Source organism: Streptomyces sp. NPDC001493, from assembly GCF_053597235.1.
The window spans coordinates 479,291-501,785 of record NZ_JBSFHV010000001.1 but is presented as its reverse complement, the minus strand read 5'-3'; the positions used below and the strand labels follow the sequence as shown (position 1 = coordinate 501,785).

The following is a 22,495-nucleotide window of genomic DNA, read 5'->3' as shown; positions in this document are numbered from 1 at the left end:
GAAGGCTACCCGGCCAGGAACCCTGTTCGCCCCCACATGGTCCATCACCGGTGGGGATGCGGCGGTTCAGCTCTGGGCGAGCACACGCGCCCGGCCGGCGCGATCAATCCGCAACTCCCAGCCCTGACAATGATGTCGGCCATAAGATGATCTCGCTCGCACCTGCGGCGCACGCACCGATCCGACCTCCCGGGGAGACCAAGGCATGAGCGTGGCCGGCAGCACGTCCGACGCGAGCGCGAACGATGACCGTGAAGTCTTCGTCGGGCGGCGGCCCGAGTCCGAGCGGCTCGCGGCGTGTGTGGACAAGGTGCGCGGCGGCGAGGCGTGGCTGGCGGTCGTCGAGGGTGAGGCGGGGATCGGCAAGAGCGCCCTGATACGCCGGGTGGTCTCCTCGCTGGAGGATTTCACGGTGCTGTGGGCGGTGGGCGATCCGTCGGAGACCGATCTGCCCGGTGGCGTGCTGAGCCAGCTGGTGAGGCGGGTGGACAGGGATCTGGCGGCCCGGTTCCCGCTGCTGGCGCGCCCCGACGCGGCGGGTGTGTCGCCGCACGCCCTGGGCGGGCAGTTGTTGCTGCTGCTCGGCGCGCTGCAGGAGTCCGGGGGCGGGGTCGCCGTCGTCGTCGACGACGCGCACTGGGCCGATCCGCTCTCCTCGCAGGTGCTGGGGTTCGTGGTGCGCCGCCTCTGGGCCGACCGGGTGCTGGTGCTGATGGCGACCCGTACGGGCAGCGAGCAGAGCGTGGAGGCGCTGGAACGGCTGGTGCGGTCCGTCGACCGGGCGGCGCGGATCGAGGTCGGCGGGCTCGGACAGGACGAGGTCGACCAGTTGGCCCGGCGGCTGTTGGCGGTGCGGGTGACACCGGAGCTGGTGAAACGGCTGCACGGCTACACGAAGGGCCATCCTCTCTACGTGCGCACGGTCCTGGCGGAGGTACCGCTCCAGGTGCTGGGGGACGAGTCGGCACGGCGGTGGCCGGTCCACCAGTCGCTGCGGGCGGGGATCGGGGCCGTACTGGGGCGTCTTCCCGCCGATTCGGTGGCCCTGGTGGAGGCGCTGGCGGTGCTGGACGGCCGGTTCCCCCTGGTGGGTGTGGCGCGGGTGGCCGGGGTGGACGACGCCGTGCGGGCGCTCGAACCGGCGCTGGCGGCGGGTCTGCTGCAGTGGTGGCCGGCGGACTCCCTGGGGCCGGTGGCCCTGGTGCACGGGTTGCAGCGGGACGCGGTCTACGCGGGGATCGGGCCCGAGCGACGGCGCGCGCTGCACACCGCGGCGGCCGAGGTGGTGGGTTCGGGGGCGGGCTGGGCTCACCGGGTGGCCGCGGCCACGTCCGACGACCCTGTTCTGGCGGCCGACCTGGAGCGCTCGGCGAACGCCGAGGCCCTCGCGGGCCACAACGCCCTGGCCGCCACCCGGTTGCTGTGGGCATCGTCGTTGTCGGACGACCGCCTGGACCGGGAGCGGCGTCTGCTCACCGCCTGCGCGCAGTGGCTGCTGACCCTGCAGCCCTGGGCCGCCGTCCGGTTGAGGGCGCAGGTGGAGGAGTGCGCGGAGGGAACGCTGCGCAGTTGCGTACTGGGGGTCATGGACCTCCTGGAGGGCCGTCTGGCCGTGGCCGAGGCCCGGTTGACCGAGGCCTGGCAGGAGGCGCTCGCCGATCCGGAGGCGAGCTGGGTGGCGCTCCTGGCCGGTACGTTTCTGACCGTCATCACGATCCGGCAGTGCCGGGGTGCGCGGACGGCGGACATCGCGGGCAAGACACTGGCGATCGGTGACCTCGACGCGGGCACGTCCGATCTCATCCGCGCGGTGCTGGCCACGGGCCGGATGTGGGACCAGGGGCCCGCTGCGGCTCTGCTGGACCTGGCGCACCTTCCCGCCGAGGCCGCGGAGGCGTCGAACGACCAGCTCGCGACGCTGGCCACCCGTGGTGTGATGCACCTGTTCCTGGGCCGGCTGGCCGCGGCGCGGGCCGATCTGGTCACCGTGGCGCACCGAGACCGGCTGGGCGCGGCGTCCAAGCTGAGCCATCTGTCGTCGTCGCTGCTGGCCGTGGTGGAGTACCTCGCGGGTGACTGGAGTGCCAGTGAGAGCGCGGCGGACCGGGCGCTCGCGATCGCCACGGCCCACGACCACGTCCTCGGCGACGCGGCCACGTGGTTCGCGGCCGTGTGCGTGCAGGCGGGACGCGGGCACTGGGAGGCGGCCCAGGAGTCCGTCGAGGCCATGGAGCGGATGAACCGGGTGCTGGGAGATCCCCCGGCGGAGCGCGTGTACGCCGGACTGGCGGGAGCGGTGGTGGCGCAGGCCCGGGGCGACCACGCCGCCATGATGGCGTCGTTGGCTCCTCTGGTCGAGCCGGTGCCCGGGGCCGGGAGCGGGGTCAGGGACGGGGCCGGCTCCGAGGACGATCGGGTACGCCTGCGGTTCAAGCCCCTGTGGTTGTGGCAGCAGTCCCTGCTGGTCGAAGCGCTCACCGGAACGGGCCGGCTGGCGGCCGCCGCCGGGGCCCTCGACGACTTCTGGCACGGTTACGACGGCAGTGGATATCTGCGGGTCGTGGGAGCCAGGATCAGCGGCCAACTCGCCGAAGCCCAGGGGCGGCCGCGTGAGGCGCTGGCGATCTACGCCCAGGCTCTGGGCGGGACGGCGGACGCCGCCGCGGGGCCCGGACCCGTCCGGACCGGCGGGGCCGGTGACGTCGGCGAGGACGCCCCGCTGTTCCGCGCGATGCTGGAACACGCTTACGGCAGGCTCCTGGTGGCGACCAGGACCGGCTCCCGGCGGGAGGCCGCACGGTGGTTCAAGTCGGCCCACGACCGATTCGACGCCCTGCGGGCGGAACCGTTCCTGCAGCGCTGCGAGACGGATCTCGCCGCCATGGGACTCGCCGCTCCCGCCCACGCCCGGCAGCACGTACTCGCGCTGACCGAGCGGGAGTTGTCGGTCGCTCACCTCATCGCCGGCGGAAAGACGAACCAGGAGGCCGCGACGGAGCTCTACGTCACCCAGAAGACCGTCGAATACCACTTGTCGAACATCTACGCCAAGCTCGGCATCACCTCGCGCCGTCACCTCGCACAGGCGCTCCGCCCGCCGCAGCCCTGACGGCACCGTAGCGGGCGGAGACACGTCGGGACACGGTGTCCGTGCTCGCACCGGCCGGAATACCCACTCACGGCCGCCGGTTGCAGCAGAACGTGCACCGTCCTCAGGAGCCGCCCAGCGGCATACACCCGCTGCTTGCCGGGCGCTTCAGCCCCTACCGGTTCGATCCGTCAGCGGTGGTCGACGACCATGCCCTCGGACTGCTGCTGGAAGCCGCGCGGTGGGCACCATCGGCAGGCAACTCCCAGCCGTGGGGCTTCTTCATCGGCAGGCCCGGTGAGCCGGAGCATGACCGGGTGCTCCCTCACCTCGCACCGAGCTCGGCCCGCTGGGCGACGGACGCGAGCCTGCTCGTCGTCGCGCTGACGCGTCGGCACGTTGATGAGACGCAGTTGCTCTACTCCGAATTCGCGGACTACGACCTCGGCCAGGCCGTCGCCCACATGTCTGTTCAGGCCCAGGCCATGGGACTCGCCGCGCACCAGTTCCGGGCCTTCGACCTGGAAGGGCTCACCAAGGAGCTGGCCCCCAACCCGGGCTGGGTGATCGTCTCCATGGTCGCGGTGGGCAGAGCGGCTGACGGACCTTCGGAACTCCGTGACCGGCGTAGCGTCGCGCACGTGCGCTCGGCTCCCTGGTCGCCGGCGGAGTAGGCGACGGGGCGGGCCCGGGTCGCGACGTCCGTGGGCTGGGTCGAGTTCGTCGGTCAGGGACTCGGCCGGCCATGACCCGCCGGACACCACCTAGGGTCGCCCCCCAGGGACCCGGGGCCCCCGGGGTGGTCTCCTGAGGGCATGACTGGACACTCCCGGGCCGGAGCCCGCCCCCGCCGGGTCCCGCTCACCGGTCGGCACGAGGAACTGCGCGTCCTGTCCGACCTGGTCGCGGGCGTGCGCGACGGTATGAGCGCGGCGCTCGTCGTCGTCGGTGAGGCGGGTATCGGCAAGACCACACTGCTGGACCACCTCGCCGAGACCTCGGACGACCTGCGGGTCGTACGCACCGCCGGGACGGAATCCGAGGCGCGGCTCGGCTTCGCGGGTCTGCACCGTCTGCTGCGGCCTTTCCTGGACGGTCTCGACTCGCTGCCGGCCCCTCAGCACGAGGCGCTGGCCTCCGCGTTCGGGATGCTGGCCGCGCCTCGGGCCGATCGCTACCTGGTGGGTATGGCGGCCCTGACGCTGCTGGCCGACGCCACCTCCGCGCAGCCGCTGCTGTGCCTGGTCGACGACGTGCAGTGGCTGGACCGGGAGTCCCGCGACGCGCTGGCGTTCGTGGCCCGGCGGCTGGGTGCGGAGGCTCTGGGCCTGGTGGTCGCGGGCCGCGAGGAACCGGACGGGCCAGGCGCGTTCGAGGGGGTGGAGACCCTGACGGTCGGCCCACTGGCCGGCGCCCAGGCGCACGAGCTGCTCGGACACAGCGCGGAGGGGTGGGTGGACGCGGCGGTGGCCGCGCGCATCGTGGCCGACGCCGGCGGCAATCCTCTGGCGCTGATGGAGAGCGCCCAGGCGCTGAGCCCCGCGCACCTGGCCGGAACGGCTCCGCTGCTCGAACCGCTGCCGGTGGGAGCCCGGTTGGAGAACCACTTCGGACGTCTGGTGCGGGGCCTCCCGCCGGAGACCCGGACCTTCCTGGTACTGCTGTCGGCCGCGCCGCCCGAGGACGCGCTGCTGCTGTGGCGGGCGGCGGCGGAACTGGGCGTCCTGGCGCAGGCCGCGGACGCGGCGGTATCCGCGGGCGTACTCACCGGCGGGCGGCCGCTGGAGTTCCGCCACCCGCTGATCCGCTCGGCCGTCTACCGCAGCGCCCCGGCGGACGAGCGCAGGCGCGTCCACGCCGCGCTCGCCGCCGTCAGCGATGCGTCGCGCACCCCCGAGCGGGCCTGGCACCGGGCCGAGGCGACCGTCGGGCTCGACGACGAGGTGGCCGACGAACTGGTCGCGGCGGCGGAACAGGCCCGCGGGCGCGGAGGCTACGCCGAACGGGCGGCCCTCCTGGCCCGAGCGGCACAGCTCTCCCGGGCCGACCGGGCGGTGCGGCTCGTCGAGGCCGCCCGAGCCCATCTCGTGCTGGGCGATCCCGCTGCCGCCCAGTCCCTCCTCGCGCAGGCCCAGCCGCTCCTGGCCGGCGGCGACACCGTCCTGCGCGCCCGCGCCCTGCACACCCGGGCCACCACCGACATCTACTTCGGGCGGCTCGCGGGCCTGGGATCGCCGCTGCTGGCCGCGGCCGGCGTAGTCGCGGAGACGGACCGCGCTCTGGCCCGGTCCATCCTGATGGAAGGTCTCCTGGCCGTGCTGTGCGGTGAACACGACGCGACGACCCGCGAAGAACTCGGCGTGACGATTCTGACCTCCCCCGCCCTGACTCCACTGGCCCTGACCCCACCGGCCCTGACCCCACTGGCCCCGAGCCCGTCGGCGCCGACCGAGCCGCCCGGGTCCGTCCCGGCCATGCTGTCGGCCCCACCGGGCGCGGTCGTACCTCCACCACCCGAGCCGTCCGCCCTCCCCAGCAGCGCCGACCTCCTCCTCCAGGGCTTCGCCCTGCGGATGTACGGCGGCTACCGGGCCGCCCTGCCGCTCCTCCAGGCCGCACTCGCCGCCCTGGAGCGGGACACCGACGTGGTCGGGCACGGCCTGCGCGCGGCGACCCTGGCTCTGTACGCGGCCGAGGAGGTCTGGGACGAGACCGGCGGCGCGGAGGCGGCCCGGCTCGTGGAGGCGCACGAGCGCGCCATCGGCGCGCTGGGAGCCCTGCGCTCCACCCTGGTGGTCCGGTCCACATGGGAGCTCCGGGCCGGCCGGTTCGCCACGGCCACGGCGTGCCTGGACGAGGCACAGGACCTCGCGGCCGTCATCGGCCAGCCCTCCCCCGGCCTCGCCTACCGTGTGGAGCTGCTGGCCTGGAGCGGCCAGGAATCGGCGGCCCGCACGGCCGCGGACCTCCTCGTACGCGATCTGGCCAGCCGGCACGCGAACGGCGGCCTGGCCGACTGGGCCCGTAACAGCCTGACTGTCCTCGAACTCAGCCTGGGGCACTACGTCCAGGCCGCCGCCCTCGCGCGTGTCAGCTTCGACGCCGACAACCCCGGAGGCGCCCCCCGCGCCCTGCCCGATCTCATCGAGGCCGCCACCCGCTGCGGCGACTGGGCCACGGCCCGGCAGGCCCTCACCCGCCTCGAAGAACGCGCGCTGCCGGCCGGTACGCCCTGGGCCCTGGGGCTGCTGGAACGCTGCCGGGCCCTGGTCTCGGCCGGACACGACCGGGCCGAACCCCACTTCGCCCAGTCCCTGGCACTCCTCGACCGCACCCAGGTACGCACCGACCTGGCCCGCACCCACCTGCTCTACGGCGAATGGCTCCGCAGACGCAGACGCCGCACCGACGCGCGTACCCAACTGGGCCACGCGTACCGGATGTTCACCGACATGGGGGCAGCGGCCTTCGCCGAGCGGGCCCGGGCCGAGCTCCTCGCCACCGGCGCGCACCCCCGCAAGCGCACCGGCCGCTCCCCGCACGACCTCACCGAGCACGACCTCACTCCGCAGGAACGGCGCATCGCCACCCTCGCCGCGCACGGAACCACCAACACCGAGATCGCGACTCGGCTCTTCATCACACAGTCGACCGTCGAGTACCACCTCAACAAGATCTTCCGGAAACTCGACATCACGTCGCGGCGACAGCTCAACTCCCTGCTGAGCAGCGAGAACTGATTCCGTCCCGCCCCCCACCGACGCTCGGCACCCCAGCCCGGCCGGGAGCCGGGCGCGCGGCGGGACTGGGGGCTCTCCCCGGTACGAACCAGGAGAGGCGGGTGGTGTCCTGTGGTCGCCGCACCCACCGCCGACGACTCCGCCGGCCCCCTGGAAGGCCCTGGCCCATGACACCGGAATCCCGTCCTCCCACGACCGCGGACCGCCGCGCGTTCCTCAGGACCGCGACGGCCGCGCTGGCGGTCCCCACCGCGGCCGTCCTCGTCGGCGAGGCACTGTCCGGCACGGCACACGCCGCCACCGCCACCGCCACCGCCACCGCCACCGCCACCGCCACCGCCACCGCCACCGCCACCGCCACCGCCACCGCTTCGACGGATCTCCCCGACTTCGCCCCGGTTCCCACCACCGCGACCGGTCCCGCGCTCAACGAGCAGGGCTACTTCGTCGGCCGCATCAAGGGCAACCTGTACTGGGTGACCGACGCCTACTACCAGGCGATGTTCCTGAGCACCCGCGAAGGGGTGGTGCTCGTCGACGCGCCGCCGACCATCGGGAACAACCTGCTACGCGCCATCGCCGAGGTCACCCGGGCCAACGGCCGGCCGCGGAAGGTCACCCACCTGGTGTACAGCCACAGCCATGCCGACCACATCGGCTCCGCCGGCCTCTTCGGCAAGGACGTCGTGCGCATCGCGCACAGCGAGACCCGCCGGCTGCTCCGGCTGGATGCCGACCCCGACCGGCCGCTCCCGACCGTGACCTTCGACGACCACTTCGACCTGCGCGTCGGTGGGGAACGCCTGGAACTCGCCCACCACGGCCCCAACCACTCCCCGGACAACATCTTCGTCCACGCGCCCGACCACGCGACGCTGATGGTGGTGGACGTCCTCTACCCCGGCTGGGTGCCGTTCAAGAACCTGGCCGTCTCGCAGTCCATCCCCGCCTGGGTGAAGGCCCAGGACACGGCGATGAGCTACCCGTGGACGACCCTGGTCGGCGGGCACCTCGGCCGGCTCGGGGTGCGCGCCGACGGCGACGTGCAGAAGCGGTACATCGCCGACCTCACCGACAGCGTGAAGGCGGCGATGTCCCTGGACCCGACGCCGTTCTTCCAGAAGTACGGCCCGTCCGGGAACTCCTGGGCGATCTTCAAGACCTACCTGGACGCCGTCGCCCAGCAGGCGGCCGGTCCGGTGATCGCCAAGTACACCGGCGTCCTCGCCGCGGCCGACGTCTTCACCCTCGACAACGCGGCCACCATGCTCGAATCGCTGCGGATCGACGCCGGGATCCTGGGCCCCTTCAGCACTCATCCGTAGCCGGACTCCCGCGAGAGCGACGGCAGCGGGACCGGAAACGGGTGCGCGGGCAGACGCGTCACCCCGGCCCCGGTCCGGAGTCCGCCCCGACGCGGGCACGGACGCACTGGGGTCTTCCCCCGGTACGAACGTCTTCGCCCCCGTGGTGTGCTGGCCCGGCTCCGGACACCTGGCCGTACCTGCCGCACCGCCGCATCGATCACAACGCCGTACCCACCGAACCGCCCGAACCGAGAGGCCGCCATGTCGTCACCGACGCCCGTCCCCGTCGTCTTCATCCACGGACTGTGGCTGCACGCCACCTCGTGGGCCCCCTGGGTCGACCTGTTCCAACGGGAGGGTTACGCCCCGGTCGCACCGGGCTGGCCCGGCGACCCCGACACCGTCGAGGAGGCCCGCGCCAACCCCGAGAGCATCGCCGACCACGGTATCGACGAGGTGGTGAACCACTACGCGGCGGTCATCCGGGAGCTGCCGGCCCCGCCCATCGTGATCGGGCACTCGTTCGGCGGCATGATCGCGCAGAAGCTTCTCGGGCAGAACCTGGCGGCCGCCGCCGTCGCGATCGACGCCGCCCAGATCAAGGGAGTGCTCCCACTGCCGCTGTCCGCCCTGCGCGCGACACTGCCGGTGTTCAAGAACCCCGGAAACAAGCACCGCGCGGTCTCCCTCACGGCCGACCAGTTCCGCTTCGCCTTCGGCAACGCCGTGTCCGAGGAGGAGTCGGCGGAGCTGTTCGAGCGATGGGCGATCCCCGCCCCGGGCAAGCCCCTGTTCGAGGCCGCCGGCGCCAACTTCAACCCGCACTCGGCGGCCAAGGTCGACACCGCCAACGGCTCGCGCGGCCCCCTGCTGCTGATGACCGGCGGCAAGGACCACACGGTGCCGGAGGCCGTCGTCCGGGCCACCCTCAAGCAGTACCGGCACTCCGACGCGGTCACCGACATCACCGACTTCCCCGACCGCGGACACTCGCTGACGATCGACGGCGGCTGGCGCGAGGTCGCCGACACCGCACTGGACTGGCTGCGGCGGCACTCCCTTTGAACGATGCTTCCGTTGAACGAAGCCTCCGCGGAACAGCGCTTCCTCCGAACCTCACTCCACCGACAGCACAGGCACCGTCGAAGGGCCCTGGCATGGATCTGCATCTGACCGGCGGGACCGCGGTCGTCACCGGCGCGAGCCGCGGCATCGGACTCGCCGTGGCCGGGGCACTCGTACGTGAGGGTGCCCGGGTCGTGACCGGTTCCCGGGAGATCACTCCCGAACTGCGGGCGCTGGCGGCCGAAGGCGACGTCCTCACGGTCGCGGTGGACCTGACCGCGGCCGACGGGCCGGCCGAGCTGATCGCCGCCGCGGTCTTCGCCTACGGCGGCCTGGACATCCTGGTGAACAACGTGGGGGCCGTCCGGCCCCGTACCGACGGCTTCCTCGCGGTGACCGACGACGACTGGGCCGCGACGCTGTCCGTCAACCTCCTGGCCCCCGTGCGCACCACCCGGGCAGCGCTCCCCCACCTGCTGGAGCGCGGAGCGGGGAGCATCGTGACGGTCAGCTCCGTCAACGCGTTCCTGCCCGACCCGCTCGTGATCGACTACAGCGCGTCGAAGGCCGCACTGTCGAACTTCTGCAAATCCCTTTCCAAAGAGGTGGGCCCGCGGGGCGTCCGCGTCAACACCGTGAGCCCCGGCCCCGTCTCCACCGGTCTGTGGCTGTCGCGCGACGGGGTCGCCGCGACGGTCGCCGCCGCCACCGGCGGCTCCGCCGGCGGCGTGGCCGAACAGGCCGCCGCGGACGCCGCCACCGGCCGGTTCACCCGCCCCGACGAGGTCGCCGACCTCGTGGTGTTCCTGGCCGGCGACCGGGCCGCGAACATCACCGGGTCCGACTTCGTCATCGACGGCGGTCTCGTCAGCACCCTGTGACCCGACCCCGGAGCACCCCGTAACCCCGGCTCCGGCTCCGGCTCCGGCTCCGGCCGCACATCCCCCTCACCGCCACAGCCACGCGTTCCCCCTGACTGGAGCACCTGTGAAGCACCGTCATGCCTTCTTCCGGCCCCGCGTCCTCGCACCGCTCGCGATCGCCGCGGCGTTCGGCCTCACCACCACCCTCTCCGGCGCCACCGTCTCCGCCGCGTCCCCGCACACCGGGACCGCGACGACCGCGACCCGGTCAGCCGCTCCCCCGGTACCCGCCGGGTTCACCGAGCACAAGACCGCCGGCCTCGACTACGTGATCGGCGGCCACGGTCCGACCCTCGTCCTGCTCCACGGCTACCCGCAGACCTGGTACGAGTGGCGCGCCCTCCTGCCGGAGCTCTCCCGGCACTACACCGTCATCGCGCCCAGCCTGCCCGGCGCCGGCAAGAGCGACGCCCCGGCCGGCGGCTACGACAAGAAGTCGATGGCCGCAGCCGTCCACACACTGCTCCGGGAGATCGGGCACGCGGACGACATCCGGCTGGTCGGGCACGACATCGGCTCGATGGTCGCCTACTCCTACGCCGCCGCCCACCCCCGCGACGTGAGAAAACTCGTCCTCAGCGAGGCTCCGATCCCGGATTCGAGCCTCTACACGTTCCCCTCCCTGACCGCCGCCGGCCCGGGCTTCTGGAACTTCGGCTTCTTCTCCCTCGCCAACGGGCTTCCCGAAAAGGTCGTGTCCGGCCGCGAAAAGGAGTGGGTGGGCGGGTTCATGGACAGTCTCGAAGTCCGCAAGGGCTCCGTCACCGACGACGACACCGCCGTGTACGCGGAGGCTCTGGAGGACCCGGCCCACCTGTCGGCGAGCTTCAAGTGGTTCCGGGCCTTCCCCCAGGACGTGGAGGACGACGCCGTGTACCGGCGGACGAAGCTGACCATGCCGGTCCTGGCGGTCGGCGCCTCGGGCAGCCTCGGCGAGGCCGTACCCGACCAGGTCCGCCGGTACGCGAAGAACGTCACCGGTGTCGTCGTACCCGACTCCGGCCACTGGATCTACGAGGAGCAGCCCGCGAAGACGACCGCGCTCCTGCTCTCCTTCCTCGGGCGCACGTCGTAAGCACACCCTCTCCCGGCAACACCCTTTCCCGGCAACACCCTTTCCCGACAACACCTTGTGCCGGACGCCGCCCGGCGGACGGCACTGTGACGGTGACGCCCGATTCCGTACGCCGGGCACCTCCCCACACCGCCGCGCACCCCGGCAGGTCTGCCGCAGACCTGCCGGCGCGGCCCTACCAGGAGAAGGACTTCGCCATGCCCGAATCCCCGTCGGTCCCGTCGGTCCCGTCGCACGGAAACCGCTGGTTCCGCCGGCGCGTGGCGGTCCCGGCCGCACTGGCCGTCGCCGTCCTGACCGTGGCGACCGCCTCCCCTGCCTCCTCGGCACCGGCTCCGTCGGCGGTGGCCCTCCAGGCCCGGCACGCCGCCAAGCCCACCGTCGTCCTGGTCCACGGCGCCTTCGCCGACTCCTCCGGCTGGAGCGGGGTCGTCGCCCGCCTCCGGCACGACGGCTATCCGGTCATCGCCGCGGCCAATCCGCTGCGGGGCCTGGACTCCGACGCGGCCTATGTCGGCAGCCTCCTCGACTCCGTCCCCGGGCCGGTGGTCCTGGTCGGTCACTCGTACGGCGGTGAGGTGATCACCAACGCCGCGGTGGGGCACGCCAACGTCAAGGCCCTGGTGTACATCGCGGCGTTCGCCCCCGACCAGGGCGAGAGCGGTCTGTCGCTGGTCGGTCTCAACCCCGGAAGCCGGCTCGGCGAGGCGCTCGTCGTGCGGCCCTACACGGTCGCCGGCGGCGGTGGCGCGGACGGGTACGTCGACCCGGCGAAGTTCCGCACCGTCATGGCGGCCGACCTGCGAGGATCCGACGCCGAACTGCTGGCCGCCCAGCAGCGCCCGGTGGACCTGGCCGCCCTCCAGGCTCCGAGCGGCGTACCGGCCTGGAGGACGATCCCGTCGTGGTACCTGGTCGCCGGGGCCGACCAGGCGATCCCGGCCGTGACCGAGAGGTTCATGGCCCGGCGGGCCGGCGCCCACACCGTCGTGGTCGACGGAGCGTCCCACCTGGTCATGCTCTCCCACCCCGGCCGGGTCGAGAACCTGATCGTCCGGGCCGCCGAGGCGACCGGCTGACGGCCGTGTCCGGGCGGGGGTGATCACCCCGGGGGCCGGGAATCCCGACCCCCGGGGTGGAGACCTCGGGCAGTCCGCCCGACGGGAGCAGCGGTGCTACGGGACGAGGACGAGGCGCTCGCTGCTGCGGTCGTCCCATGCCCGCGCGATGTCGGCGAGGGGCACGGGGCGGGCCTGGACGTCGAGGCTGCCGTCGGTGACCGCTGTGGCCAGTTCCGGGAGTTCGGCGATGAACTCGCGGGGCGAGACGGAGCCGATGCCGCTGCCGACGATCTGCAACCGGGCCGCACGCAGCGCGGCGGACGGGATCGGCGCGGATTCTCCGGCGATCGACCCGATCTGGACCCAGGTCAGCGGGACGCTCCGGTCGGAGCGCGCCTTCAGGACGGGAAGCATCGCCCCGGCGGCGGGAGCGCCCCATACGAAGTCGAGGACGACGTCGACGTCGGCGGCGGCCTCGATCTCCTCGAAGGTGACTGCCCGGTCCGCGCCGAGACCCGGCAGCGCCGTGAGACGTGCGGTGTCGCGGCCCACCGCGATGACCTGACCGGCACCGAACCGCTTGGCGATCTGGATCGCCATCCGCCCCGCGCTTCCGGTGGCGCCGAGGACGGCGACCCGCCGGCCTTCGGGGAAGGAGATACGGCGGCGCAGCGCGCCCCAGGAGGACATGCCCGGGTTCATCGCGGCGGCGATGCGTACGGGGTCGGCACCGTCCGGCAGGAGCACGCTGCGGCGGACGTCGATGACGGTGCGCTCGGCGAACGTGCCGAAGGCGGTGTCCTCCAGGACCGCGTAGCGAAGGCGCCCCTGCGGATCGCGCACCACGCCGTCGGCCCCGGGCACGAGCGGGAAGGCGCCGGTGGCGGAGTAGTGCGTGCCGTTCGCCTTCGCCCTGGTCAAGTGGTGCAGTCCCGCGGCCAGGACTTCCACCACCATCTGGTCGTCGCCCTGGGCGACGGGCTCGGGGCTCTCGCCGTAGGCGGGCGGAGCGTCGTAGGCCGTGATGATCGCAGCACGCATGGTGGTCCCCCATCGATTTAGTTTGGATTACCAATCGAGTTCAGAGTGATTGGGATTACAAACAATGTCAAGTAGTCTGGTCCCATGGCCATCGACGAATCCGAGGACGTCCTGGTGGACGGCCTGGTCCGCAGCGCGTTCCAGATCATGGGGGTGCTCACCCGCATCAGCGCCGAGCACGACCTGTCCCTCACTCAGCTGCGCGTGCTCGGCATCCTGCGCGATCGACGCCCCCGCATGAGCGACCTTGCCGCTTTCCTGGGCCTGGACAAGTCGACGCTGTCCGGCCTCGTCGACCGCGCCGCACGCCGCGGGCTGATGACACGCGCGCCCAACCCCACGGACAAGCGCGCCGTCGACGTCCTCATCACGGACGCGGGCCGCGAACTCACCGAGCTGATGTACCAGGAGGCTCGAACCGCGCTGGCGCCGGCGACCGGCCGGCTCGACGAACAGCAGCGCCGGCAGCTCGCCCAACTGCTCCAGCCCGTCCTCACTCCTCCTCTGCCGCCCAGATGAAGGCTGTCCCGTGGGACGTGAGTGGATCGGTGTGCGGCACCGGATACGGCGCTGCGCAAGGCTGAGGGACGTTCACGGACCGGATGCGCAGGGGCTTTCCGACAACGCGGCGAGGCGCCGTCGCTGTCGTCGCACACCCACCAGAAGTTGCGGGACAGCCTTTCGCACCGGGGCGGCCCGCAGGGCCGGGGTGGTCGGGTAGCCGGAAACCCGTCCGGGCGACTCACCCCGACGTCACACTGCGGCGGTCGCACGACCGTGTGAGGCTGTGCCGTGGCGGTACGTACGGCCTGCTGAGCGTCAGCGTCACCCGTCGTGTGCCGTCCCACCCGATGCGAAGCTTCCCACCAGCCACCTGAGGACGGCCCGATGACCGAAGCGAAGGACTCGCGGCCGGCCGCCGGTGAGAGGCGTGGGGCGACGGCGAGCGACGCACGTCCTTCCGGACACTGGCTGGTCCTCGGCGTGGTCGGCCTGGCCCAGTTGATGATCGTGCTCGACGTGAGCATCGTGAACATCGCGCTGCCCCAGGCGCAGGAAGACCTCGGATTCTCCAACGGCTCCCGGCAGTGGATCATCACGGCCTACTCCCTCGCCTTCGGCAGTCTCCTCCTGCTCTCCGGACGGATCTCCGACCTGATCGGGCAGCGCAAGACCTTCCTGACGGGGCTGGCCGCGTTCGCCGCGGCCTCGCTCCTCGGCGGCGTGTCGCCCTCCTTCGCCGTCCTCGTGCTCGCCCGCGCGCTGCAGGGCGCGGCCGGGGCGATCCTGGCACCGGCCGCGCTGTCGCTGCTGACCACGACCTACACCAGGCCCAAGGAACGGGCCACCGCGTTCGCCGTCTTCGGCGGCATCGCCGGCTCCGGCGCGGCGATCGGCCTCCTGCTCGGCGGCGTACTGACCGAATACCTCAGCTGGCGCTGGACCCTGCTGGTGAACGTCGCCTTCAGCGTCGTCGCCATCACCGGCGCGCTCATGCTGATCCCCCACAAGGAACCGTCCTCGCAACGGCCCCGACTGGATCTTGTCGGTGCCGCCGTCATCTCCGCAGGCCTGTTCTGCGTGGTCTACGGCTTCTCCAACGCCGAATCGCACCCCTGGGCCGCGCCGAGCACCTGGGGCTTCCTCGCGGCAGGCGCGGTACTGATCGCAGGATTCTTCTGGTGGCAGACCCGCGCCACCAGCCCGCTGCTGCCCCTACGGGTCCTGCGCGACCGGAACCGGGCCGGCTCCTTCATCGGCGTCTTCATCGTGGGCGTCGGCATGTTCGGCGTCTTTCTCTTCCTGACCTACTACCTGCAGCAGATCCTGCGCTACTCACCGGTCAAGACCGGGCTGGTGTTCCTCCCCATGGTGGCCGCGCTGATGTGCGCCTCCACGGCCTCCAACATCAAGCTGCTCCCGAAGTTCGGCCCACGCGTCCTGGCCGTCTTCGGGATGCTCATCGCCAGTGGCGGCATGTTCTGGCTGACCGACATCACCCTGCACAGCACCTACGCCGCCGACATCCTCGGCCCGTTGCTGCTCGTGGGCTTCGGCATCGGTTCCGTCATGGCCCCCTCGATGAACACCGCCACGTCCGGCGTACGGCCGGTCGACGCCGGGGTCGCCTCCGCCACCGTGCAGACGATGCAGCAGGTCGGCGGCTCGATCGGCACGTCCCTGCTCAACACACTGGCGGCCTCCGCGCTGACCTCCTACCTGGTCGGGCGGGCCCCGACCCCGGTCAACGAGGCGAACGCGGCGATCCACAGCTATACCGTGGCCTTCACCTGGGCCGGGGCGATCTTCGCCGCCGGAGCGGTCATCTGCGGACTCGTGCTCCGCTCGGGGCCCCCCTCCCCCGCGGGCCCGGACAGCGCCCCTGCCACGCCCGCGTAGCCGGGGCCAGTCGTCGCCGTACCGCCCCGCGTCGAGTGCTTCGACGCGGGGCGGCGGGGTCGGGACTCCGGTACGGAAGAGGCCACCGAAGCAGCGCGCTCCTTTCGGCCTCCACGGTCCGGACGTGTCAGAGGCCGGACCAGTGGTTGAGCGTCAGGCGGGGTTCCGCGTTGCGGGCGAGTTCGTGCGCCTGCTCGGGCCACCAGACTCCGGCGGCCGGGTCGACGACGCCGTACTCGGGGTCGATCGTGCCGCCGGTGTTGCGGGTGCAGCTGCCGTCGGACTCCCCGACGGTCTTCACGTACAGGTACGCGTCGACGAGGGGGACGCCGGTGTCGGCGGTCGGGCGGGGCCCGATGCCCCGCCCGGGCGGGTTGCACCAGGTCTCCGGGTCGCCGCTGTACTTGCCCGGCTGCGGGGTCCACGGGCCCTTTCCGTTGCGGCTGGTGTCGACCATGAAGTGCGCCAGATCCTCGTCGGCGGGGCTGCCCACGTTCTGGTCGTACCAGGCGTCGGTCCAGTGCCACGTCGAGGGGTCGGTGGAGGAGACGGCGTTGCCCGGAGTTCCGTCGTTGGGGGCGGCCGGGGAGTAGTACTGGCTCGCGCACCAGTCGGCGTGGCCACGGGACCACTCGGGCCCCTTGGTGGCGAACCACATGCACTGGGATATCCAGGTCCCGTAGTGCGAGGTCTCATCGGTGGGCTGGTAGTTGGATATGTTCAGGACGAAGCCGTCGCTCCGCTCGGCACCCGCGTCCAGGAGGCGTTGCGCGATGTCGCCAACGGACCGCCACTGGCTGTTGCCCGCGTCCAGGTAGACCGAGGTGTTCGCGCCGTTCTTCAGGGTGCGGACCGCGTAGTCGAGGTCGGACACGCGGCGGGTGCTGAGTTCTCCGGTCGGGTCGATGTCCCCGGCACAGTCCTTGGGAAGGGAGGACAGGCCGTCGGGCTCCAGGATGACCACGGCCTTCTTGCCGCCGATGCCCTGGGCGAACGCGTCGATCCACTGGCGGTAGGCGGCGGAGGAGTCGGCCCCGCCGCTGGAGTAGAGGCTGCAGTCCCGGCCGGGGATGTTGTACGCCACCAGGACCGGGACCCGGTGGGTGACCGCGGCGGCGCGGACGAGCTTCGTCACGTCGGTACGGGTTTCGGCGGGCGTGCCGCCGGTGAACCACGCGGCCTGCGGGTAGCTCGCCAGCTTCGCCATGTTCAGGCCGTCTTCGATCTTTCTGCCCTTCAGATCGTCGATGGCCTGCCGGGCCGCCTTGCTGTTCGGGTCGACGTAGAACTTCGTGGCGGAGGTGACGGTGTCCTGCGCGGGGGCGGGGGCGGGTGCGGCCTGGGCGGCCGTGGCGGCGAATGCCGCGCAGGCGGTGAGCGCCGCGGTGACGACGGCTGTGCGGCGCCGGAAGGTACGGGAACGCATGGGGACTCCTGGTCCGAGAGCGAACGACTGCGGAACGTTCGGCCGCCACCGGCGGAGCACGCCGGCTTCGCGACCGGCGGGCTCCGCCGTCGGGCGGGGGAACGGGAACGGGGATCGGCTGGAACCGGGGGCCCGGGTCAACAGGCCTCCGGGGAGCGGGAGATCAGTAGCCGTAGATCATCTTGTAGGCGACCTCGGGGAGGAACTGACCGGCCGCGGACCCGGCTCCGACGCCACAGTTGCCGTCGGACTCGCCGGGAGTCTTGATCCACAGGAGCATCTCCGCGCCGCCGCCCTTCTGGGTGGGGGTTCCGGTCCTGCGGCCCGCGGAGTTGCACCACTCGCCGTTGCTGGAGCCGTTGCCGTTGCGGCTGGTGTCCACGACGAACGGCTTGGTGTATCCGCTGGACGAGCTCAGCGCGGCGTTGACCGCGTTGGCGTAGGTGATGTTCTCCGCGGTGGTGTAGTGGTTGGAGACGTTCAGCGAGAAGCCCCGGGTGCGGCTGAGGCCCGCCGCGTTCAGGCTCGCGGCCATCGAAGTGGCGCTGCGCCAGCCCGGGTTGCCCGCGTCGAGGTAGACCCAGGCGTTGGGGGCCTTCTGACTGAACTGGGTGATCGCGTTGTTGAGCAGGGAGTTGCGCTCGGCGGTCTGGGCGGCCGTCATACAGCTGGTGTCGCCGAGCGAGTCCGGCTCCAGGATGACGACGGCGGGCCTGGAGCCGATCCCGCTGGCGAACGCGGCGATCCACTCGTTGTAGGCGGCGACCGACCCTGCCCCGCCGCCGGACTGCCCGCCGCAGATGTCACGGTTGGGGATGTTGTAGGCCACCAGGACAGGCAGTTTGTCCGCGGCGTCGGCCGCGCCGACATAGGCCCCGGTGGCGGTTCCTATGGTGCCGCTCCAGTTGCCGAACCAGCGGGCCATGGGCTTCGTGGCGATGCTGTCGCGGATCGCGGGCGCCCGTCCGTCACCGGGATTGGCGGCGGCCCACAGGGCCGGGCTGGAGCTGGGATCGACGTAGAAGCCGTTGGTGAGGGTGGTCGGATCGGCCGCCTGGGCGGGCGGAGAGACCACGAGGGCCAGCGGCAGGGCCATCAGCGCTGCGGCCATCGTGCGGAAGAGGTGACGCATGGGAGTACCTCGGTTCCTGACGGGGGCGACGCCGCACGCTCTCGACCTGAGCGTGCGGCGCGGAGGGAAGACGGTGGACGACGTCCCGGGAGAACTGCGGCTCGGGACGCCATCCACCGTGTACGGGGATGCAGATTGCTTTGGGAGCGCTCCCACTGGAAGCGCTCCCAGTTCCGTTCGAAGTGCCTTGGGGTACGGCCGGTATCGTCTTGGCTGCAATTCAGGGTGTCAAGAGACCTTGCACGATTCCTTCTTCGCCCCCATGCGCAGGAACTCGCAAACAGACTGGAAGCGCTACCACTTTTCTGGTGCCACAGCCTGAGGAACGGTCCTCCTACGGGTCCCGGCGTGGGCGTTCCGTGCGCACCAGGGCCTGGACGCGGCCGAAACCCGTGCTCGGCGCGTGGGATCATCTCCGTAACAACCCGGCAAAGACCCCCGAGGAGCACGTCTTCCGATGCAGCCGACGCCCAGGCGCATGCCGACTCTCGACGAGGTGGCCGCCAGAGCGGGCGTGTCGCGCACCGTGGCTTCCCGGGCGGTCAACAACGTCCCGAATGTGAGCCGGGCCAAGCGGGAAGCCGTCGAACGGGCCGTCCGTGAGCTGGGCTACGTGCCGAACCCCACCGCGCGGGCGCTGGCCGGCAACAGGGTCGGGGCCGTGGTGCTGGCGGCTTCCAGTGACGAGGCCGGCCTGTTCGCGGATCCGTTCTTCGCCGAGGTCGTCGTCGGGGTGAGCACGGCCCTGGACGAGACCGACCTGGAACTCATCCTGGTACTCGCCAACTCACCGCGTGGCCGCAGCCGCCTGCAGCAGATGGTCCGCACCCGCCGTGCCGACGGCATCATGCTGATGGCGCTCCGGGGTGACGACCCGCTGGGACGGCTGGCCGAGGACGCCGGTATGCCGGTCGTCTTCGGCGGCCTGCCCCTGACCGGGGAGCCACGCTGGTACGTGGACGCCGACAACAGGGGCGGCGCCAGGCTGGCCGCCGATCACCTCGTGCGCACCGGGCGGACCGGACCCGTCATGATCACCGGTCAGGTGGACAGCCTGGTCTCGGTGACCCGGGAACAGGGCTTCACCGAAGGGCTGAAGCTGGCCGGTGTCCCGCTGCTGGGCGTTTCCTCCGGAGGGTTCCTCGTCGAGGGCGGGGCGGAGGCGATGGACCGCCTGCTGGACGCCCATCCGCGGTTGGACGCGGTCTTCGCGGCATCGGACGGAATGGCGATCGGCGCACTCCAAGTGCTCCGCCGACGGGGTCGGCGGGTGCCCGAGGACGTCTCGGTGATCGGCTTCGACGACCTGGCCGGAGCCCGGCACGCCAACCCGCCGTTGACCACCGTGCGCCAGCCGGTCAGGGCGCTGGGACACGAGATGGCACGGATGCTGGTCAACGCGATCGACGGGCACGACCCCAACCCGCTGATCCTTCCGACCCGGCTGACGGTCCGGGAGTCCGCCCCGGCAACGCCCCCGCCGCGCTGACCGCGGCCCGTCCACCGCGGACGCCGTGAACTCGACGGCGCCGCCCCGTCAAGTCCTCGTCGTCCGCACGCGCGACGACGTGACCGCCCGCAGCCTCGACTGCGGCGAGCACGCCTTCACGCGGGCGCGGGTGCCCTCGGCTACCAACGGCGGCGCTGCTGGACCGGGCTGAACTTGGCGGTGAGCGCCGAGAGGAACACCGGGAGCTTGTCGACCATGGCCTTGGGGACCGGGGTGGTCTGGACGGTTCCCGTTCGCACGTCCTGGACGACGAGAGCGTAGGTGCCGTTCTCCTCGACGAGTTCGGCGGCGAAGAGCAGTTTCTGCGTGGCGGTTTCCGTGGCGGTTTCCATCAGGACTCCTGGGCCGGGGTGTCGTTGAGCCAGACGTTCCACGCCTTGGCGGCCTGCTGCTCGTCGGTGTGCTCGGCGAACAGGTGGTGGCCGAGCCAGATCGGCACGTTCCAGGTGCTGCCGTTGAAGAACCGGTACAGGGCGTCCGGGCCCCGCAGTCCGACGAAGTCGGGGCTGAGCCAGTCGACGACCACCTCGACGGGATCGTGGTCCGGGCCGGGGGCATGGAGGGTGAACCGGTCGCCGACGGCCGCGTCCTCGGCGAGGCCGAGGCGTCGGCGCAGGGCGGCGAAGTCGGACGGATCAGCGGTGGGTTCGGGGTGCTGGGACCTGACGTAGACGGCGGGGCGGTCGGCGAAGTGCCGGAGGTACTCGGCGAGTGCGTGCTGGTGGAAGTCGACGTACTTCTCGGCCACGTCCGTCTTGGCGTCCCAGTTCCAGGCGTCGTCGACGACGCCCGTGTGCACCCAGTGGATTCCCATCCGCAGGTGGCTCGTGCCGTCGTCGGCCGGTTCGACGCGGTAACTGAGGGTGTTGGAGAACCCGCCGTCCTGGGTCGCCCGGACGGCGAGGTGGTGCGGCGGCTCCCACGCGACGACCGTGGCGTCTCCCCGGGTCGCCTTTCCGCCCACGCGGGGCTCGATCTCCATCGGGTAGAGCCAGCCGAGGTTGCCGGCGCCGGTGGCCACCGCGTCCCAGACCTGCTCTGGCGCTACGGGCAGGTCCTGCTCTCGGCGGACCTCGAACTCTCGGGCCATGGTCGGTACTGCTCCTTCGTCGTCGTTCACGGTCGGTGGATGACCGGGAGGGTGGTCAGCCGCCGCTGCAATGGGTTGTCCCGCCACTCCAGCGCCGCCCCGTCGGCCAGGCGGAGTCCGGGCAGCCGGCGGGCCAGCGTGCCGATGGCCACCTCCGCCTGGAGCTTGGCCAGCGGGCCGCCGAGGCAGAAGTGCGGGCCGTGGCCGAAGCTCAGGTGGCGGTTGCCGGGGCGGGACAGGTCGAGCCGGTCGGGGTCCTCGAAGCGTTCGGGGTCGCGGTTGGTCGCGCCGAGGAAGAGGTACACCAGCTCGCCTTCCCGCAGCGTCCGTCCGCCGATCTCCAGGTCCTCCGCCACCACTCTGACGATCGCCTGGGTCACGGTGTCGTAGCGGGCCAGTTCGTCGACCGCTCCGCGGATCAGGCCCGGGTCCGCACGCAGCCTGGCCAGTTGGTCCGGGTTGCGCAGCAGGGCGAGCATGCCGTTGCCGATCAGGTGGGTGGTGGTCTCGTCCCCGGCGGTGATCAGGACGAAGCAGGTGGAGAGCAGCTCGGAGTCGGTGAGCCGGTCGTCCTTGTTCTGGGTGGCGACCAGGGCGCTGATCAGGTCGTCGCCCGGTTCGCGTCGGCGCCGGCGGATGAGCCCGGAGAGGTACTCCTCGTAACCGTCGATCGCCTCCTCGGACTTGTCGATGTCCTCGCTGAGCCGGCCGAAGCGGCTGAACCAGCTCTTGACCTGCGGCCGGTCCTCGTCCGGGATGCCGAAGAGTTCGCAGACGACGGACATCGGCAGGGGCGAGGCGACCGCCTCGATGAGCTCCATGGCCGGGCCGGCCGCGACCGCCTCGTCGATGAGCCGGTCGACGATCCGTTGTACGCCGTCGCGCAGGGCTTCGACGCGGCGGGCGGTGAACGCCTTGTTGGCCAGTTTGCGCAGCCGGGCGTGGTCCGGCGGGTCGGTGTTGCTCATCACCCGGCCGAGTCGCTCGGTGAGCCGGCTGAGGGCTTTGAGGTCGCCGCCGAGCGAGCTGTAGGCGCGGGTCATCCTGTCCCGGTCGTTGGACAGGCGCAGGTCGCCCAGTGCCGTCTCGACGTCGGCGTGACGGGTGAGGTACCAGATGCCCTGGGGGCTGCGGTGGACCGGGTCGTCGCGCCGCATGCGCGCGTACACCGGATACGGGTCCTGCCGGGCCTCCGGGGTGAGCAGGGCCGCGGCGAGGCCGTCGGGCGGGGCGGGCGCCGCGACGGAGCCGCGGGGCTGGACAGGACATACGGCGAGGCCGTCGGGCCGGGCGGGGCCCGCGTTGTCGCGGGCCCCGTCCAGGGTGTCGGTGGAGGTCATGTCGTCCGCGCTACCGCTGGGTGTCCATGGCGTCGGCGAGGCTCTTGGGCCGCATGTCGGTCCAGGCCTCCTCGACGTGGGCCAGGCAGGCGGCGTGGGTGTCGGGGCCGTGGGTGACGGTCCAGCCCTCGGGCACGTCCGCGAACTGCGGCCACAGCGAGTGCTGGTTCTCGTCGTTGACGAGGACGAGGAAGGTTCCGTCCTGGTCGTCGAAGGGGTTGGTCATGTGTCGGTCCTCCTGCGGGCCTTGGGAAGGGGTGGTGCCACCGGCGTATCCGGTGGTTCAGGTTCCGGTGG

At 72.0% G+C, this 22,495-nt stretch carries 18 protein-coding genes; 11 read left to right on the top strand and 7 right to left on the bottom strand.

All coding sequences use genetic code 11. From position 1 onward, the window contains the following. Positions 1 to 205: 205 nt before the first annotated feature. From ACWCWD_RS01950 to ACWCWD_RS01915, 8 genes are all read left to right on the top strand, one after another. Complete coding sequence (locus ACWCWD_RS01950; protein ID WP_450769452.1) at positions 206 to 3,109, top strand: helix-turn-helix transcriptional regulator; 2,904 nt, start codon at positions 206 to 208, stop codon at positions 3,107 to 3,109. 92 nt (positions 3,110 to 3,201) lie between these two features. Beyond that, positions 3,202 to 3,762 (top strand): nitroreductase family protein, encoded by a 561-nt coding sequence (locus tag ACWCWD_RS01945; RefSeq protein ID WP_450769450.1) that lies wholly within the window; start codon positions 3,202 to 3,204, stop codon positions 3,760 to 3,762. Positions 3,763 to 3,903: 141 nt separating this feature from the next. Next, complete coding sequence (locus tag ACWCWD_RS01940) at positions 3,904 to 6,828, top strand: helix-turn-helix transcriptional regulator (protein WP_450769449.1); 2,925 nt, start codon at positions 3,904 to 3,906, stop codon at positions 6,826 to 6,828. A 167-nt stretch (positions 6,829 to 6,995) separates the two neighbouring features. Then, positions 6,996 to 8,153: an MBL fold metallo-hydrolase gene (locus ACWCWD_RS01935; protein WP_450769448.1), complete on the top strand. Its 1,158-nt coding sequence runs from the start codon at positions 6,996 to 6,998 to the stop codon at positions 8,151 to 8,153. A 243-nt stretch (positions 8,154 to 8,396) separates the two neighbouring features. Further along, on the top strand, positions 8,397 to 9,200 hold the full coding sequence (locus ACWCWD_RS01930) for an alpha/beta hydrolase (protein ID WP_450769446.1): 804 nt from the start codon (positions 8,397 to 8,399) through the stop codon (positions 9,198 to 9,200). A gap of 92 nt (positions 9,201 to 9,292) precedes the next feature. Then, positions 9,293 to 10,081 (top strand): SDR family NAD(P)-dependent oxidoreductase, encoded by a 789-nt coding sequence (locus ACWCWD_RS01925; RefSeq protein ID WP_450769445.1) that lies wholly within the window; start codon positions 9,293 to 9,295, stop codon positions 10,079 to 10,081. Between the two features lie 106 nt (positions 10,082 to 10,187). Continuing rightward, positions 10,188 to 11,198, top strand: a complete 1,011-nt coding sequence (locus tag ACWCWD_RS01920) for an alpha/beta fold hydrolase (RefSeq protein WP_450769443.1) — start codon at positions 10,188 to 10,190, stop codon at positions 11,196 to 11,198. Between the two features lie 197 nt (positions 11,199 to 11,395). Next, positions 11,396 to 12,277: an alpha/beta fold hydrolase gene (locus ACWCWD_RS01915; RefSeq protein WP_450769442.1), complete on the top strand. Its 882-nt coding sequence runs from the start codon at positions 11,396 to 11,398 to the stop codon at positions 12,275 to 12,277. 96 nt (positions 12,278 to 12,373) lie between these two features. Here ACWCWD_RS01915 and ACWCWD_RS01910 read toward each other — a convergent pair whose 3' ends face one another. Beyond that, positions 12,374 to 13,300: a quinone oxidoreductase family protein gene (locus tag ACWCWD_RS01910; RefSeq protein ID WP_450769440.1), complete on the bottom strand. Its 927-nt coding sequence runs from the start codon at positions 13,298 to 13,300 to the stop codon at positions 12,374 to 12,376. Positions 13,301 to 13,384: 84 nt separating this feature from the next. Here ACWCWD_RS01910 and ACWCWD_RS01905 point away from each other — a divergent pair, with 84 nt between their 5' ends. Further along, positions 13,385 to 13,819, top strand: a complete 435-nt coding sequence (locus ACWCWD_RS01905; RefSeq protein WP_450769439.1) for a MarR family winged helix-turn-helix transcriptional regulator — start codon at positions 13,385 to 13,387, stop codon at positions 13,817 to 13,819. Between the two features lie 369 nt (positions 13,820 to 14,188). Further along, positions 14,189 to 15,700 carry an MFS transporter gene (locus ACWCWD_RS01900; protein WP_450769438.1) on the top strand — a complete coding sequence of 504 codons (1,512 nt, stop codon included), beginning with the start codon at positions 14,189 to 14,191 and terminating at the stop codon, positions 15,698 to 15,700. A gap of 127 nt (positions 15,701 to 15,827) precedes the next feature. Here ACWCWD_RS01900 and ACWCWD_RS01895 read toward each other — a convergent pair whose 3' ends face one another. Continuing rightward, a complete protein-coding gene (locus ACWCWD_RS01895; RefSeq protein WP_450769436.1) occupies positions 15,828 to 17,126 on the bottom strand; it encodes a glycoside hydrolase family 6 protein in 1,299 nt (432 codons plus the stop codon). A gap of 163 nt (positions 17,127 to 17,289) precedes the next feature. Beyond that, positions 17,290 to 18,258 (bottom strand): glycoside hydrolase family 6 protein, encoded by a 969-nt coding sequence (locus ACWCWD_RS01890; RefSeq protein ID WP_450769435.1) that lies wholly within the window; start codon positions 18,256 to 18,258, stop codon positions 17,290 to 17,292. 457 nt (positions 18,259 to 18,715) lie between these two features. Here ACWCWD_RS01890 and ACWCWD_RS01885 point away from each other — a divergent pair, with 457 nt between their 5' ends. Then, complete coding sequence (locus ACWCWD_RS01885) at positions 18,716 to 19,747, top strand: LacI family DNA-binding transcriptional regulator (protein ID WP_450769433.1); 1,032 nt, start codon at positions 18,716 to 18,718, stop codon at positions 19,745 to 19,747. Positions 19,748 to 19,887: 140 nt separating this feature from the next. On the opposite strand, the gene ACWCWD_RS01880 is transcribed toward ACWCWD_RS01885, so the two are convergent. From ACWCWD_RS01880 to ACWCWD_RS01865, 4 genes are read right to left on the bottom strand one after another with little or no spacing between them, the layout of a single operon-like run. Next, positions 19,888 to 20,100 carry a hypothetical protein gene (locus ACWCWD_RS01880; RefSeq protein ID WP_450769431.1) on the bottom strand — a complete coding sequence of 71 codons (213 nt, stop codon included), beginning with the start codon at positions 20,098 to 20,100 and terminating at the stop codon, positions 19,888 to 19,890. Continuing rightward, the gene (locus ACWCWD_RS01875; RefSeq protein ID WP_450769429.1) at positions 20,100 to 20,858 is read right to left on the bottom strand and encodes an SRPBCC domain-containing protein; all 759 of its coding nucleotides are present in this window, start codon (positions 20,856 to 20,858) and stop codon (positions 20,100 to 20,102) included. The genes ACWCWD_RS01880 and ACWCWD_RS01875 overlap by 1 nt, the downstream gene beginning before the upstream one ends. Before the next feature lie 26 nt (positions 20,859 to 20,884). Further along, entirely contained in the window at positions 20,885 to 22,198 is a 1,314-nt protein-coding gene (locus ACWCWD_RS01870; protein WP_450769427.1) for a cytochrome P450, read from the bottom strand. A 10-nt stretch (positions 22,199 to 22,208) separates the two neighbouring features. Further along, positions 22,209 to 22,424, bottom strand: a complete 216-nt coding sequence (locus tag ACWCWD_RS01865) for an MbtH family protein (protein ID WP_390966491.1) — start codon at positions 22,422 to 22,424, stop codon at positions 22,209 to 22,211. Positions 22,425 to 22,495 lie beyond the last annotated feature (71 nt).